We start from the raw sequence: 14,543 nt of genomic DNA, 5'->3' as shown, positions 1-14,543 counted from the left end.
CTTCAACTTTTGATTATTTGTAACTTCTTACTGCAAGTTCAACCGATTCAAATACGAGAGGTTCTTTGTGCAATTCAGGCGGTTTGGCTTCCCCTTTCCATTCCCATGCTGAAACATAGCAGAAATCATTATCATTTCGAACTGCTTCACCATCGGTAGTTTGGTATTCTTCGCGAAAGTGAGCTCCACAAGATTCTTCTCTTTGTAAAGCATCGTAACACATTAATTCGGCCAGCTCTATGTAATCGGCAATTCTTCCGGCTTTTTCGAGTTCACTGTTTAAGGTATCATCTCCGGTGATCAGTAAATCTTTTTCAAAAGAAGCTTTCAGGGCTTTTATATCTTCAATGGCTTCTTCCAGTTTTTCTTTGCTTCTCGAAAGACCGCATTTTTCATAAAGTAATCGTCCAATTTTTTTATGAAAGTGATCGGTTGAAAGGGTGCCTTTGCTATTTAAAAAACGATCGAGCTGCGTTCTCACGGATTTTTCGGCTTCTTCAAAAGAGGGGTGGTCGATGGTTGCTTTTGGAGCGTTTAATTCTCCTGCCAAATAATTCGGAATCGTATACGGAGCAATAAAATAGCCATCTACGCAAGCCTGAAGCAAAGAATTCGCTCCGAGTCTGTTAGCGCCATGATCGGCAAAATTGGCTTCCCCCAAAGCAAATAGCCCGGGAATACTGGTCATTAATTCATAATCGACCCAAAGCCCACCCATAGTAAAATGGGCAGCGGGAGAAATTAGCATAGGTTCTTTGTAAGCGTTGATACCGGTAATTTTTTCATACATGGCGAACAAATTACTGTATTTGGCTTCAATAGTATTTTTCCCCTGTGCTTTTATAGCATCTGAAAAGTCGAGATAAATAGCGTTTTTCATTGGTCCGACACCATGTCCGGCATCAATCCGTTCCTTAGCCGCCCGCGATGAAATATCACGTGGTGCCAGATTTCCAAAAGAGGGATAACGACGTTCGAGATAATAATCACGTTCTTCTTCGGGAATGGTATTGGGATTTCGTGCGTCCTCGGCTTTTTTCGGAACCCAGATCCGACCATCGTTCCGCAAAGATTCTGACATTAAAGTGAGTTTAGATTGGTTGGCTCCGTGTTGTGGAAGCGAGGTAGGGTGGAACTGAATCCAGCTTACTCCGGCCATATAAGCGCCTTTTTTATGTGCTCGCCAGATGGCAGAACTATTGCAGCCCATAGCCAGTGTAGAAAGATAATATACTTTTCCGTAGCCTCCTGAAGCCAGTACAACTGCATCGGCAACATGACGTTCTAAAGCTCCTGTTTCGAGATTTCGGGCTATAATGCCTTTTGCTTTTCCGTCAATAATTACTAATTCCAGCATTTCATGACGGGTGTGCATCGTTACTTTTCCTAAGGATACCTGACGCAACAATCCCTGATATGCACCTAATAAAAGCTGCTGACCGGTTTGTCCGCGTGCGTAGAAGGTTCTCGAAACCTGAACACCTCCAAAAGATCTGTTGTTTAAATATCCGGCATATTCTCTGGCAAAAGGAACGCCTTGCGCCACAGCATGGTCGATCAAATGTGCGGAACATTCAGCCAAACGATATACATTGGCTTCCCGCGATCTGAAATCACCACCTTTGATGGTATCATAAAACATTCTGAAAGTACTGTCGCCATCGTTTTTGTAGTTTTTTGCAGCGTTAACTCCTCCTTGTGCTGCCACAGAGTGGGCACGTCGGGCAGAATCCTGAAAACAAAACGATTGAATATTATAACCCTGTTCAGCCAGAGACGCTGCGCAGGAAGCACCTGCAAGTCCGGTTCCAACAACAATAACGTTCAGTTTTTTTCTGTTGGCTGGATTTACAAGCTTTGCTTTTGCTTTGTAATTATTCCATTTATCGGCTAGTGGACCTTCGGGTATTTTGGAGTCAATCATTTTTATTTTAGTTTAAAATGAATTTATACACAAATTTTATAAGTGACTTGATTTAAAAGGAGGTCTAATTTACTATAAAAAAATGGTTTTTTGTAAAGAAAAAACTATTATTTGAACTGTTTATTACAATTCAAAAATAATTAGGTTAGGAGTTTAGTTTGTTGATTTAAAGTGTTTTAGCTGATTTTCTGGTTTTGGGTTTATTTCTGTGGTTTTATTTTAACACATAGAGACATAGGTTTTCGAACGGAACAGAAGACGTTGCACTTTAAATAAAATGTCCCGATGCATCGGGACGAAAGAAATGTTTTTGTCTTTTGTACCCTCTCTTTAGAATTCAAATCTATGTTTCTATGTGTTAAATGTTTTTCATATCTTATGTAAGTACTATTTGATGAATTTCTCTACATTCGGTATTTTCTCAAGTGCCTTTGTATTTTCGGCGAGGAGTTTAGCAGCAGCTTCATTTATTTTGCTTGCCGGAATTGCTTTCCATTTGTTGATGTCCTTTTCGAAATCGTTTCCAAATAAAACTCTTGATAAATCTCTTATCACACAATAAGCGGCAATTGAGTGACCATTATCGCTATCATAGTTTCCGGTATTAATAAAAAACTGCAATCGTTTCATCAGACCTTCCTGAGAATAAAGAGAAACTTCAGTTAATTTGCCTCTGTATTCCAGATCGGCAGAACCAACACCTTTTAATTTTGGGAATAGTTTATAATCGGCAAAGTGCCTTCCTTCGTGACCAATGTAGCTTACTCTAAAGTTTTCGGATTTTAAGTCATAGGCTTTTTTTACGCAAAACAAAGCTTCTTTTGTAGCCCAGCCCGCAGGATAATAGCGTCCCAGAGTAGCATATTCGCTCCAGCCCAGGGTGACAAAATCATCCATAAAATAGATTTTAATTGGAGTTTCTTTTCCATCATAAGTAACTTTATAGATGGTGTCTTTTTCTGTTTTCCAAACCAGTAAGTCATATAAACCTCCTGTTTTTCCGAATCCGGTAGTATGATAGCCTAAACTTGCGATGTATTTTTTTTGATACACATTGATGCTGTCTTCATTAAGCGTTAGGTTTTTGGCAGACGGGAAATTCGTTTTAAGAAAATTCGAAACGTTTTTCAGGATCAGTGTATCGGTTTTCTTTTCTTTGTTTAGGAAAGAGAAACGCCAGTAATCTCTGTATATCTTTAATAACTGATCTATTTTTGATTTTCGGGTTTCCAGAAAATCACTTTTGTCTTCTGCAAACTTAAATCGGTTTTCAAAGTTGGTTTTGAATTTTAAGTCCTTATCAGCTATTTTTTTATTGGTATCGATTTCTAATAGCGGCAAAGCTGATTTTGGATTGCCATCTAAAGCCAACGAGTAGATTTTAGTGTAATCCAGTTTTATACTGTCATTTGGAGTGGTCTGAGCATTTATTTTCGAAAATGAAAAGAAAGTGAAAATGAGTAAAGTGGTAAGTTTTAAAGTTCTCATATAGCAATGTTTGGATTAATGGATTAGCATTTTTTATACTATAGAGACTTTTTTTTCGATTTTGTTACAGTTTTGATTTTTTAAAATAATAAACCGGACAGGTTTCTAAAACCTGTCCAGTTTGTTGCTTACAACGATAGGAATTAATTATTTTTCGATTATCATGGTCACGCCTTGTCCTCCGGCGGCACAGATGGAAATCAGCCCACGTCCGGACCCTTTTTCGTTTAACAGTTTAGCCATAACACCAATGATACGACCTCCTGTGGCAGCAAAAGGATGTGCTGCTGCGAGGCTGCTTCCTTTCACATTTAGTTTTTCGCGATCGATTGCTCCGAGGGTTTTAGGAAGTCCAATTTGAGCACTTAGCTCAGGACTTTCCCAGATTTTCAGAGTGGCTAAAACCTGAGCGGCAAAAGCTTCGTGAATTTCATAATAATCAAAATCCTGTAAGGTCAAATCTGCTTTATCAAGCATGCGACTGACAGCAAACAAAGGAGCCAATAGAAGATTCTGCTGATTTTTGACATATTCGATGGCAGCAATTTCAGCAAAGGTGATGTAAGCTAAAATGGGCAGATCATGTTCTTTTGCCCATTCCTCACTGGCTAAAAGAATGCAGGAAGCGCCATCCGTTAGCGGAGTTGAATTTCCTGCCGTTAAGGTTCCGTTGATTTTGTCAAAGGCTGGTTTTAGCTTGGCCAATTTTTCCAGCGTGCTGTCTTTTCTTAAATTATTGTCTCGGTCAAGTCCGTTGAAGGGGGTAATCATATCGTTAAAAAAGCCGTCATCATAGGCTTTCGCCATATTGAGATGACTTTTAAGTGCAAAGTTGTCCTGATCTTCCCGAGAGATTTTGTAATGTTTGGCAGTGATTTCGGTGTGACCTCCCATTGAAAGTCCGGTTTGAACTTCTTCATTTTTGGGAACCAGCGGAGCCAAATCTCCAGGTCGAATTTTTAAAAAGAACTTTATTTTTTCAGTAATTGATTTTGCATTTCTGACATGGAGTAGAATTTTTCGAAATTTGTCGCTCACCGCCATCGGAATATCGCTTATAGAATCAACACCTCCGGCAATTCCGCATTCAATTTGTCCCAATGCAATTTTATTAGCGATATAAATGGCGCTTTCGATTCCGGTATCACAAGCTTGTTGCAAATCGCAGGCTGGAGTAGCGGGATCGAGTGTTGTTTTCAGGACACATTCCCTCATTAGATTATTGTCGTAAGTATGTTTGATTACGGCCCCTCCGGCAACTTCGCCGATTAATTTTCCTTTCAGATTGTATTGGGTCACAAGACCATCGAGAGCGGCGGTCATCATTTGTTGATTTCCAACTTCGGCGTAGGCGGTATTAGCTCTTGCAAACGGAATACGGTTGTATCCCACAATAGCTACTTTTTTGATTGTGTTTGTGTGATTCATAACTCAGCTGGTGTTTTTGTCCTTAAAGATAAGCAGAGTTATTTACTATTGAAGGATTTAAAATCTAAAATAATAGGTCTTGGGATGATATTCAACGATTTGACTCTTAATTATATTTATTTAGAATAATTAAAAATAATTTGCAAAACGATGTTTTAGCCCTTACTTTTGCCAGCGAAATAAAAACCAATACAAATAATTATGAATACCATGAGAATAAAAAAAGTTTTATTTTTTCTGATTTTTCTAAACTCATTAGTGATGATGGGGCAGGAAAACGGAAAAGTAACCGGAAGGGTTTCTTTAACCGGAAATGTACCGGCAGAAGGTGTTTCTGTTGCTCTTAGAGGAACAAGATACAGTGCTATTACGAACGAACACGGACAGTACGAAATTAAAAATGTTAAGCCTGCCAGTTATACTATCAGCATCAGTGCAGTTGGAATTCGTCCCGTTGAAGACAGAATTATGGTGACATCAAAGCAAACGACAACTAAAAATTTCATGCTTGCGGAGAGCCAGGAAGATTTGGACGAAGTGGTGATTACTAAAAACAAATACAAGCAAGACAAGCCTTCTTTATCCTTACGTCTTCAAACACCGGTATTAGAAATTCCACAAAATATTCAGATTGTGAGCGGTCAGACATTAAAAGATCAGCAGATTGTGAGTATGAGTGACGGAGTAATCCGAAATGTGAGTGGTGCTGTACGCTCCGAACATTGGGGAGATTTGTACACCAATATAAAAATGCGTGGTTCACAGGTTCAGGCGTTCCGCAATGGTTTTAATGTAGTTACTTCTTTCTGGGGGCCACTTACGGAAGATATGAGCTTTGTCGATCATATTGAATTTGTAAAAGGACCGGCAGGATTTATGCTTTCCAGCGGTGATCCAAGCGGATTGTACAATGTGGTAACTAAGAAACCAACCGGAATGACAAAAGGTGAAGCCAGTGTAATTGCGGGAAGTTATGATTTTTACAGAGCGAGTATTGATCTTGACGGTAAATTGGACAAAAAAGGAAAGTTATTGTACCGTTTTAATGCTGCAGCCCAAAACAGAGGTTCGCACCGTTCCTTTGAACACAATAACCGTTATGTAATTGCTCCGGTACTTACCTACCAGATTGATGATAAAACAAAAATTACGGCGGAGTATAATTTTCAATATGCCAACATGACTGAGGTAGGTTCTTATTATGTGTTTGGACCTAAATCTGATGGATATGCTACTTTGCCGGTTGGATTTACCCTGACACAGCCTGGTATTCCGGATACTAATATTCAGGACCATAGCGGGTATTTTATGTTTGAGCATAAGTTTGATGATAACTGGAAACTAACAGCACAAACTTCTTATTTCAAGTACATTCAGCAAGGATACAGTTCATGGCCTGCCAGCGTTGGCTCAAGTGAAAATACCCTTGGTAAAGGCAACATTATTAGAAATGTGGGTATCTGGGATGCAGAAAGTAATATGTATTTAGGTCAGGTATTCGTAAATGGGAAGTTCAATACAGGAGCTGTTACGCATAAAATATTAAGTGGTGTAGATTTGGGGAATAAAGATTATATGGCAGATTGGGGACAGTCTCATGATCTTGATACGGCAGTGAATCCATTTAATGTTTACAGTCCAAATTACGGTACACCTTCTAATGGCTTTCCCGCTTTTGATCGTGCAACACCGCTTTCTGTTAGAGCCGGAATTGGAGGCAGATTGGGACAAAAATATGCGGCAGGTTACATTCAGGATGAGTTAGGTTTTTTTGAAAACAGGTTGAGATTGACTCTTGCGGCACGATACACCTGGATTAGTCAAAACAGTTGGGGAACGGATGAATCTGACAGTCATATTACACCACGTGTAGGAGCTAGTTATTCTGTGACTGATAATCTGGCTGTTTATGGTTTATACGATCAGGCTTTTATACCACAATCCGGAATTATTCAAAATGGAGATCAGGTAAAACCACTTACAGGAAATAATTTAGAATTTGGGGTTAAGAAAGATTGGTTTGACGGATCATGGAGTACTACATTGTCGGCTTATCGTATCGTAAAACAAAATGAGCTTACTTCTGATCCTAAGAATGGACCAAACGATGTTTATAAAATTGTTTTGGGAGAGAAAAGAGCACAGGGTATTGAATTTGACGTAAGAGGAAAATTATTAGACGGACTTAACCTTATTGCCAATTATGCTTTTACAGAATCTGTAGTTACAAGTTCAGTAGTTAAAACTATTGTAGTTGGTTCAGTTGTACCGGGCTTTGCCAAACATACTGCAAATGCATGGTTGAACTACAGCATTCAAAGCGGAAAGTTAAAAGGATTAGGAGCTTCTATAGGAGGGACTTATCTTGCGGGCCGTCAGACAGACAGTTGGAGTGTAGGAGCTATAAGCTTACCAAACTATTTTAAACTGGATGGAGGGTTATCTTATGAAACCGGCAAGTTTAAAGTTACTGCCAACGTATTTAACATTCTGGATAAATACCTTTACAGCGGATCTTACTATGAGTGGCTTTCTGCTTACTATTGGCAAACAGAAGCGCCAAGAAACTTTAGAGTGGGGGTAACGTATAAGTTTTAATTTTTTTAGGTTCTAAGGTACTGAGGTTCTAAGAGTAAACCCGACAGGTTTTTGAAACCTGTCGGGTTTTTTTGTTGTTATGAAATAAGAAATCCTTTTAATCTGTGCAATCTGTGGCAAAAAAAACTACCCTTTTTGAATGAGCGGAATCACTTTTGCACCAATAAGTTCTATAGCAGTCATGAGTTGTGTGTGTGTGAGACCGGCATTGTCCATTTGAAAGGTGAATCTCGAAATACCGCCAAGTGATTCGCTGTGACGCAAAATTTTATCAGCAATGCGTTCAGGGCCTCCAACAACCAATACACCCTGATCGTCAATTAATCCGTCAAATTTGGCTTTGGTCACGGGCGGCCACCCGCGTTCCAAGCCTAATTTTGTCCAAACTTCAGCATAACCGGGATAATATTCTTCAATAGCCTTTTCGGTTGTATTTGCAACAAATCCGGGTGAATGCAGTCCCACTTTAAGTTCTTCGGGTTGATAACCCGCAGCTTTTCCTGCTTCACGATACAAGTCAACTAAAGGACGAAAACGATGGGTCTGTCCTCCAATAACTGCGACCATTAAGGGAAGCCCTAAAGATCCGGCCCGGATAAATGATTCAGGAGTTCCGCCAACACCCAGCCATACAGGAAGTTTTTCTTGCAAAGCTCTGGGATAAACCGGAAGATTATTTATGGAAGGGCGAAATTTTCCTGACCAGGTCACAAATTCATTGTCTCTGATTTGAAGTAAGAGATCTAATTTTTCTTTAAAAAGTTCATCGTAATCATTCAGATTAAATCCAAAAAGCGGGTAAGCTTCGATGGAAGACCCTCGGCCTACTACAATTTCGGCTCTTCCTTTTGAAATTAAATCAAGAGTCGCAAAACTTTGATAGACTCTTACCGGATCGGCAGCACTTAGAACAGAAACAGCACTTGACAATCGAATGCGTTTGGTTCGAGCCGCAGCAGCACTTAAAATCACAGCGGTTGCCGAATCTAAAAATTCTTTTTTATGGTGTTCACCAATACCAAAAACATCAAGTCCGGCCTGATCTGCCAGCTCGATTCTTTGGAGTAATTGTTCCATTGCATCAACACTGCTTAGCGTATTGTGGTCTCCATACATCGCCGAAGCGAAACTGTCAATTCCTATTTCCATTTTTTATAGCTTTAGGCTTTAAGCTTTAAGCAATATGCTTTTTTTAGAAAGCCTACAGCCCAATACTTATTGCGGTTATTATTTTTTTTAGCCTTAGGCAGTATGCTTTCTTATTAAGCCTACAGCCCAATACTTATCACAGTTAGTAGAGTATTATCGTTCAGTAAACCCGACAGGTTTTTAAAACCTGTCGGGTTTGGTTGTTATTAAGAAAGCCTAAAGCCTAAAGCTTAAAGCTTACGGCTTATAGCCATTAATTAATGAGAAAAACCAAAGGAAACGCTAATCAGAATAATCACAATAACTATTAAGGTGATGCCTACATACAGATAATCTTTTTCCAGTAAAAACGAAAATAGTGATAGTAAAACACGTAAAACCGGGGTTAGAAAAAGCAGAATAATTCCAAAAAAGATTAAAGATTCACCGTTTCCCTGAATTACACCCTGATAAATTGCCGAAATTACTTCAAAGATATTACGGTCATTTTCATGAAAGACCGAATAATCTTCAATGTCTGTACTATGATGCAGTAAGTAAACAATTCCACCAATAAAAGCTACGGATAAAGAAATCCAGACGCCATAGCGCAATAAATTTCCGATAATGGTTTGAAAATCTTTTTCTCCAAATTTTTCGTGTTGCATAGTCTTAGATTTTTCCATTAATTCCGTTATAGATCATATTTACTGCCAATACAAAGATGAGACAGGCAAAGAATATTCTTAGTTTCTTAGGATTTGTTTTCACAAGAACTTTCGCTCCTGCCATCGCTCCAAAAAGCACACCAACCACTACAGGCATACAGATTCCGGGTTCGATGTATCCTTTCTGAATGTAAATGACAGAACTTGCCATTGCGGTAACTCCCATCATAAAGTTACTGGTGGTAGTAGAAACTTTAAACGGAACTCTCATAATATTGTCCATGGCGATTACTTTAAAAGCTCCGGAACCAATTCCTAATAAACCGGACATCATTCCGGCAATTCCCATCATACTGAAACCTCCTATAACATTTTTAGTTCCGTAATGAATAACTTTGCCATCGTGTGCGGGATAAGTGCCTTCTAATTTTAGTTTTTTAGCCAAAGGACTAGATTCTAAAACAATATGTTCTTCTTTTTTACGAAGCGAATTGATAGCCGAGAAAATTAAAGTAAGCCCAAATAAAACGGCAATAAACGAAGTAGGAGCAATAGTTGAAAGCAGGGCTCCGCAAACAGCACCTATTGTCGTGGCAATTTCCAGAAAAATACCCAATCGCATGTTGGTGATTCCTTCTCTCACATAAGCTGCGGCTGAACCTGAAGAAGTTGCAATTACGGAAACCAGAGCTGCACCAATTGCATAATGAATGTCAACGCCAAGAATGACTGTTAAAAGTGGAATTATGATAATCCCGCCACCTAAACCTGATAATGAGCCAATAAAACCTGCTAAAAAAGCACCGAGAATCATAATCAGGGTAAACGTAAGTACTGTCATTCGAATCGATTTTGTTACCGCTAATTTACGAATTGAAATTGGGAGAGGAACTTTTTTATTTCTTAATTAAAAACTAAAATGACAGCATCATAAAATATAAAGGATGAAAAATAATGCCAAAATAATTCTAACTGATTGATTTTTAAATAACAATCAGGGAAGTTGAAGGTTGATGATACGCTAAGATTGAAGAATTTACTGGTTGTCTTCTATTATTTTTTGCACACTATTGATAAAAGTCTCCGTATCCTTAACATCCTGCTTGATGTATAAATCGTATTTGGTTAATTTATACTGATCAATCATGTCCTTTTTTAAATACTTTATGAGAGATTCGAGAGTTCGGGTATCTTCCTCATTTTGCCTTTTTAGTTCCCTTTGTTTGCTTTGCAAGTAATCCAGACTGTTTTTTAATCTCTCGACATTTAACTTTTCCACTCTTTTCCTTCGTTTAAAATTATTTAATAAACGATATCCCGGGAGGTTATTAAGCTCAATATGCCCCAAAAACCATTACCATTTGAGTTTAATTCCTCCGGAGTATCGTATTTTCATACATACGTTTAAATTGAGAATTTAGATTTGGGAATTGTTATATAATTTGTATTGCGATTTACAAAATTTGTATTTGAGGTAAGCAGGTTGTTGAAAGCCGAATGTTTTGACCTTTTTCGAGGTAGTTATTTTTTGAGGATTTTATATTTTGAATAAGTTTTATAAATTTTTATTGGGATCGATTGTCTAAAGCGAGATACGTTTTGTCCAAAGAAGAAAGCAATAAAGCTGCTGCGGCACTTGTTAGAACCGAATAATCAAAAGGAGCTTTTATAGAGACTGAAACAGCCATGGAGAATGCAAAAAGAAGCATTAAACCTGCAGTTCCCAGAGCAATGTAACGGGTTTTAAATCCTATGATGAGAAACAAACCAAACAAAATCTCGAAAAAAGTAGCTAAAGCTCCCAATACTTCTGCTAAGGATTTACTGGCAAAGGAGTTTAAGGTTTGGGTGTAAATAATAAAATTGTCCCAGTTTCCCCACGCTACTCCGAGAGCGCCGGGTGCACCCCAAAGACCAAAACGGTCGGCAACTGCAGAGAGCATCGTAATTCCTAAAACAATTCTTAAAACAAAACCTGCTTGTGTTGTACCAATTTTTCTCATTTGGATCTTTTTATGTAAAGGTAACAAGATGTTCTGCTACTTTGATGATTATTTTTGAGACCAAGCTATTTTAAGAACTCTTAAATCCATCTTCCTTATCCTTGAAGGCCCATGTCGCCATAGCTTCGATAACAGGCATTAAACCTTTTCCCGACGGACTTAAGCTATAGGTCACAAAAGGAGGTACAACCGGTTTAGCTTCTCTAATGACAAGATGGTCGGCTTCGAGCTGTTTTAAATGTTGTATCAGCATCTTTTCGGTAACTGCAGGGATAGCCCTTTTTAGTTCACTGTAACGTTTGCTTCCGCCTGAAAGATGGTAAATGATAATGGGTTTCCAATAGCCTCCAATTTTTTCCATAACATAAGTTACAGGACATTGGTCTAAAGCATATTGTTTATTTTCCTGAATAGTCGATGATTCTTTGATGGCGGTCATAGTGCATACTTTAGGGTAAGTACTTGTATAAAAGTAAGTACAAATATACCTTTGTTACAGAACATAAAAAAATAAACAGAGATGAAAATTACAATTTCAGGTTCATTAGGAAACATAGGTAAGCCATTGACCCAAAAACTTATTGCCTCGGGACATGAGGTAACAGTAATCAGTAGTAGTTCAGACCGCGTAAAAATGATTGAAGCAGCAGGAGCAAAAGCAGCGATAGGTTCTGTAAGTGATGCCGCTTTTTTGCAAAGCGCATTTGAAGGAGCTGATGCTGTATTTGCAATGACTCCGCCTAATATGGGAGGAGTTAATATCATTACCAATACTACGGACGCCGGTAAAGCACTTGCAAAAGCCATAGCAGCCGCCGGAGTAAAACGTGTTGTAATGTTGAGCAGTATTGGTGCAGATTTACCGGGAGGAAATGGTCCAATTGCCGGACTTCATAATATTGAGAAATTATATGAGTCATTAGAGAACGTATCGGTTACGTATCTTCGTGCGGGTTTTTTCTACACGAATTTGTACCATGATGTTCCAATGATTAAGGGAGCGGGAATTATTGGAGCAAATTATCCTTCTAACACTACAATTCCTTTTGTACATCCTGAAGATATTGCCACAGCAGTGTCTGAAGAATTACTAAAAACGATAGTGGGAAAGAACATTCGTTATATTGTAAGTGATGTGCGAACTCCGGATGAAGTAGCCAAAACTTTAGGCTTAGCCATTGGAAAACCAGATTTACCATGGATAGAATTTACCGATGTACAATCTCTTGACGGAATGAAACAAGCGGGACTACCGGAAGAAATTGCTGAATTGTATACCGAAATGGGATCAGGTTTTAGAAACGGTAAAATTGCAGCACATTTTTTAGGCGATTATAGTTCTGTTGAGGGACAAATTAAACTGGAAGATTTTGCAAAAGAATTTGCTGCTAAATTTTAAATAAAAGTAAGAAGCTGGTTTTAGGATCAGCTTTTTTTTTAGTATTTGAGAATTCTAAAGTGCTATTGACTTTTGATAAGAATATACTGGTTTAGTATAAAAATATACCGTCTGTAAGATTCGGACTGTATTTATCTTTGTAATAATAATAGAACTTAAAAATTATAAAGATGAAAGCCATAGGATTTAAAACATCGTTACCAATTGCTGAAGAAGAGAGTTTTATAGCATTTGAAACTCCAAAGCCCGTTCCGGGAGAGCGTGATTTAGTAGTGAAAATTAGTGCAGTATCTGTTAATCCCGTCGATTTTAAAATTCGTCAAAATAGTACAAAAGATACCGTTTTAGAAACTCCGAAAATTATAGGCTGGGATGCTGTGGGTATTGTTGAAGCGGTAGGAGAGAAAGTAAGCTTGTTTAAAGTGGGAGATGAAGTTTTTTATGCCGGAGATATTACCAAACCTGGCAGTAATGCCGAATACCAGAGTATTGACGAACGAATTGTAGGCAGAAAACCAAAGTTCTTAAGCCTTGAAGAATCGGCAGTCATACCTTTAACCGGTTTAACGGCTTGGGAAATTCTCTTTGACCGCATCCGAATCAATCCTGAAAAAGATAAAGGTAAGTCGATCTTAATTATTGGAGGGGCAGGAGGAGTAGGTTCGATCGCTATTCAATTGGCCAAAAAAGTAGCGGGTCTCACGGTTATTGCAACCGCATCCCGCCCAGAAACTATAGCCTGGTGCAAAGAGCAGGGAGCCGATTATGTAGTTGATCACCGAAATTTAATTGCTTCGGTTCAGGAAGCCGGGTTTCAACAGGTTGATTTTATTTTAGATTTTGTAGATACGAATTCTTATTGGGATACTATGGTAGAATTGATTAAACCGCAAGGGCATATTGCCTCTATTACCGGAAGCAGTGATCCTGTGGCTCTGAACAAACTAAAAAATAAAAGTGTCTCCTTCTCGTGGGAGCTTATGTACACACGATCGATGTATGAAACCGATGATATGCAGGAACAGCACGTTATTCTTAATAAATTGGCTGATCTCTTAGATCAGGGCATGCTAAAATCAACGCTAAATGTAACGCTAACAGGTTTAACAGTCGCGAATTTCAAAAAAGCACATGAACTTTTAGAGTCAGGGAAGACTATAGGAAAAATTGCTATTAAGTTCTAAAGACAAGCAGGGATAAGGTTATGAACCTTTTAATATTTTAAAAACGTATTCTTTGTAACTTGCCCCGATAGGAATTTCTATGGAGCCAATTTCAACATCATAAGCGGTAAAGGCTGTAATGTTTTTTAAATTGATGATAAAAGAACGGTGTACGCGAAGAAAATCTTTTCCCTGAAGTTCCGCTTCAATATCGCCGATTTTGTATTTAGAGGTTAGTTTTATACCTTCCTTCTGATGAACTACAATGTAGTCTTTCACACTTTCAATAAACAGAACACTGTCCGTATTGATTTTATGAAATTTAGTACCGCTTCTGATGTAAATAAAACTCTCGAGAGGTGGCGTTATAATTTTTGTATTGCTGGGGCCACTGATACGTAAATAACGATCGGTGGCTTTAAAAAAGCGATCAAAAGTAATAGGTTTGAGTAAATAATCTACAATGTCATGTTCGTAGCTTTCCAAAGCATATTCACGATAAGCCGTTGTGAAAATAATAGCCGGAGGGTTTTTCAATGTCTTTAAAAAATCAATTCCCGTGATCTGTGGCATTTTAATATCCAGAAACATCAGGTCAACAGCCGTAGTTCTTAATACTTCGGCAGCTTTTAAGGCATTCGGACAGGTTCCTACAATCTCAAAATAATCCAGCTTACTGATGTGATTTTGCAGCAGGTTTATGGCCAAAGGCTCATCATCGACTAATAAACATCTTATTTTCAT

Annotated in this window: 13 protein-coding genes; 3 read left to right on the top strand and 10 right to left on the bottom strand. The window is 38.4% G+C overall.

All coding sequences use genetic code 11. From position 1 onward, the window contains the following. Nucleotides 1-13 precede the first annotated feature (13 nt). From BHE19_RS19270 to BHE19_RS19260, 3 genes are all read right to left on the bottom strand, one after another. Nucleotides 14-1,924 (bottom strand): fumarate reductase/succinate dehydrogenase flavoprotein subunit, encoded by a 1,911-nt coding sequence (locus tag BHE19_RS19270; protein ID WP_070908457.1) that lies wholly within the window; start codon nt 1,922-1,924, stop codon nt 14-16. A 387-nt stretch (nt 1,925-2,311) separates the two neighbouring features. Continuing rightward, entirely contained in the window at nt 2,312-3,412 is a 1,101-nt protein-coding gene (locus BHE19_RS19265; protein ID WP_070908456.1) for a hypothetical protein, read from the bottom strand. A gap of 147 nt (nt 3,413-3,559) precedes the next feature. Further along, entirely contained in the window at nt 3,560-4,840 is a 1,281-nt protein-coding gene (locus tag BHE19_RS19260) for an acetyl-CoA C-acetyltransferase (RefSeq protein ID WP_070908455.1), read from the bottom strand. A 210-nt stretch (nt 4,841-5,050) separates the two neighbouring features. On the opposite strand from BHE19_RS19260, the gene BHE19_RS19255 reads away from it, so the two are divergent. After that, entirely contained in the window at nt 5,051-7,438 is a 2,388-nt protein-coding gene (locus BHE19_RS19255; RefSeq protein WP_233431403.1) for a TonB-dependent receptor, read from the top strand. A 126-nt stretch (nt 7,439-7,564) separates the two neighbouring features. On the opposite strand, the gene BHE19_RS19250 is transcribed toward BHE19_RS19255, so the two are convergent. From BHE19_RS19250 to BHE19_RS19225, 6 genes are all read right to left on the bottom strand, one after another. Continuing rightward, nucleotides 7,565-8,587 (bottom strand): LLM class flavin-dependent oxidoreductase, encoded by a 1,023-nt coding sequence (locus BHE19_RS19250; RefSeq protein WP_070908453.1) that lies wholly within the window; start codon nt 8,585-8,587, stop codon nt 7,565-7,567. 257 nt (nt 8,588-8,844) lie between these two features. Beyond that, on the bottom strand, nt 8,845-9,234 hold the full coding sequence (locus tag BHE19_RS19245) for a DUF1634 domain-containing protein (protein ID WP_070908650.1): 390 nt from the start codon (nt 9,232-9,234) through the stop codon (nt 8,845-8,847). Between the two features lie 4 nt (nt 9,235-9,238). After that, nucleotides 9,239-10,075 carry a sulfite exporter TauE/SafE family protein gene (locus BHE19_RS19240; protein WP_017497585.1) on the bottom strand — a complete coding sequence of 279 codons (837 nt, stop codon included), beginning with the start codon at nt 10,073-10,075 and terminating at the stop codon, nt 9,239-9,241. A gap of 195 nt (nt 10,076-10,270) precedes the next feature. Continuing rightward, nucleotides 10,271-10,513 (bottom strand): hypothetical protein, encoded by a 243-nt coding sequence (locus BHE19_RS19235; RefSeq protein ID WP_230001086.1) that lies wholly within the window; start codon nt 10,511-10,513, stop codon nt 10,271-10,273. Between the two features lie 286 nt (nt 10,514-10,799). Beyond that, nucleotides 10,800-11,237 carry a DoxX family protein gene (locus BHE19_RS19230; RefSeq protein ID WP_070908451.1) on the bottom strand — a complete coding sequence of 146 codons (438 nt, stop codon included), beginning with the start codon at nt 11,235-11,237 and terminating at the stop codon, nt 10,800-10,802. 70 nt (nt 11,238-11,307) lie between these two features. Next, the gene (locus tag BHE19_RS19225; RefSeq protein WP_017497582.1) at nt 11,308-11,676 is read right to left on the bottom strand and encodes a winged helix-turn-helix transcriptional regulator; all 369 of its coding nucleotides are present in this window, start codon (nt 11,674-11,676) and stop codon (nt 11,308-11,310) included. An 81-nt stretch (nt 11,677-11,757) separates the two neighbouring features. Between BHE19_RS19225 and BHE19_RS19220 the strand changes: the two genes are divergently transcribed. Both BHE19_RS19220 and BHE19_RS19215 read left to right on the top strand, forming a co-directional pair. After that, entirely contained in the window at nt 11,758-12,636 is an 879-nt protein-coding gene (locus tag BHE19_RS19220; RefSeq protein ID WP_070908450.1) for an NmrA family NAD(P)-binding protein, read from the top strand. A 170-nt stretch (nt 12,637-12,806) separates the two neighbouring features. Then, nucleotides 12,807-13,820 carry a zinc-binding alcohol dehydrogenase family protein gene (locus BHE19_RS19215; protein WP_070908449.1) on the top strand — a complete coding sequence of 338 codons (1,014 nt, stop codon included), beginning with the start codon at nt 12,807-12,809 and terminating at the stop codon, nt 13,818-13,820. Between the two features lie 18 nt (nt 13,821-13,838). Here the strand turns inward: BHE19_RS19215 and BHE19_RS19210 are convergent, their stop codons facing one another. Then, nucleotides 13,839-14,543, bottom strand: coding sequence for a LytR/AlgR family response regulator transcription factor (locus BHE19_RS19210; protein ID WP_070908448.1), 705 nt, complete (start codon nt 14,541-14,543; stop codon nt 13,839-13,841).

Source organism: Flavobacterium tructae (genome assembly GCF_001853485.1).
Lineage (GTDB): Bacteria > Bacteroidota > Bacteroidia > Flavobacteriales > Flavobacteriaceae > Flavobacterium > Flavobacterium tructae.
The sequence above is the reverse complement of the archived record's forward strand: the minus strand, read 5'-3'. Positions and strand labels throughout refer to the sequence as shown.

Coding starts and splice junctions, on each gene's coding strand:
- BHE19_RS19270 (WP_070908457.1), bottom strand. CDS start 1,924: ATGATTGACTCCAAAATACCCGAAGGTCCACTAGCCGATAAATGGAAT.
- BHE19_RS19265 (WP_070908456.1), bottom strand. CDS start 3,412: ATGAGAACTTTAAAACTTACCACTTTACTCATTTTCACTTTCTTTTCA.
- BHE19_RS19260 (WP_070908455.1), bottom strand. CDS start 4,840: ATGAATCACACAAACACAATCAAAAAAGTAGCTATTGTGGGATACAAC.
- BHE19_RS19255 (WP_233431403.1), top strand. CDS start 5,051: ATGAGAATAAAAAAAGTTTTATTTTTTCTGATTTTTCTAAACTCATTA.
- BHE19_RS19250 (WP_070908453.1), bottom strand. CDS start 8,587: ATGGAAATAGGAATTGACAGTTTCGCTTCGGCGATGTATGGAGACCAC.
- BHE19_RS19245 (WP_070908650.1), bottom strand. CDS start 9,234: ATGCAACACGAAAAATTTGGAGAAAAAGATTTTCAAACCATTATCGGA.
- BHE19_RS19240 (WP_017497585.1), bottom strand. CDS start 10,075: ATGACAGTACTTACGTTTACCCTGATTATGATTCTCGGTGCTTTTTTA.
- BHE19_RS19230 (WP_070908451.1), bottom strand. CDS start 11,237: ATGAGAAAAATTGGTACAACACAAGCAGGTTTTGTTTTAAGAATTGTT.
- BHE19_RS19225 (WP_017497582.1), bottom strand. CDS start 11,676: ATGACCGCCATCAAAGAATCATCGACTATTCAGGAAAATAAACAATAT.
- BHE19_RS19220 (WP_070908450.1), top strand. CDS start 11,758: ATGAAAATTACAATTTCAGGTTCATTAGGAAACATAGGTAAGCCATTG.
- BHE19_RS19215 (WP_070908449.1), top strand. CDS start 12,807: ATGAAAGCCATAGGATTTAAAACATCGTTACCAATTGCTGAAGAAGAG.
- BHE19_RS19210 (WP_070908448.1), bottom strand. CDS start 14,543: ATGAAAATAAGATGTTTATTAGTCGATGATGAGCCTTTGGCCATAAAC.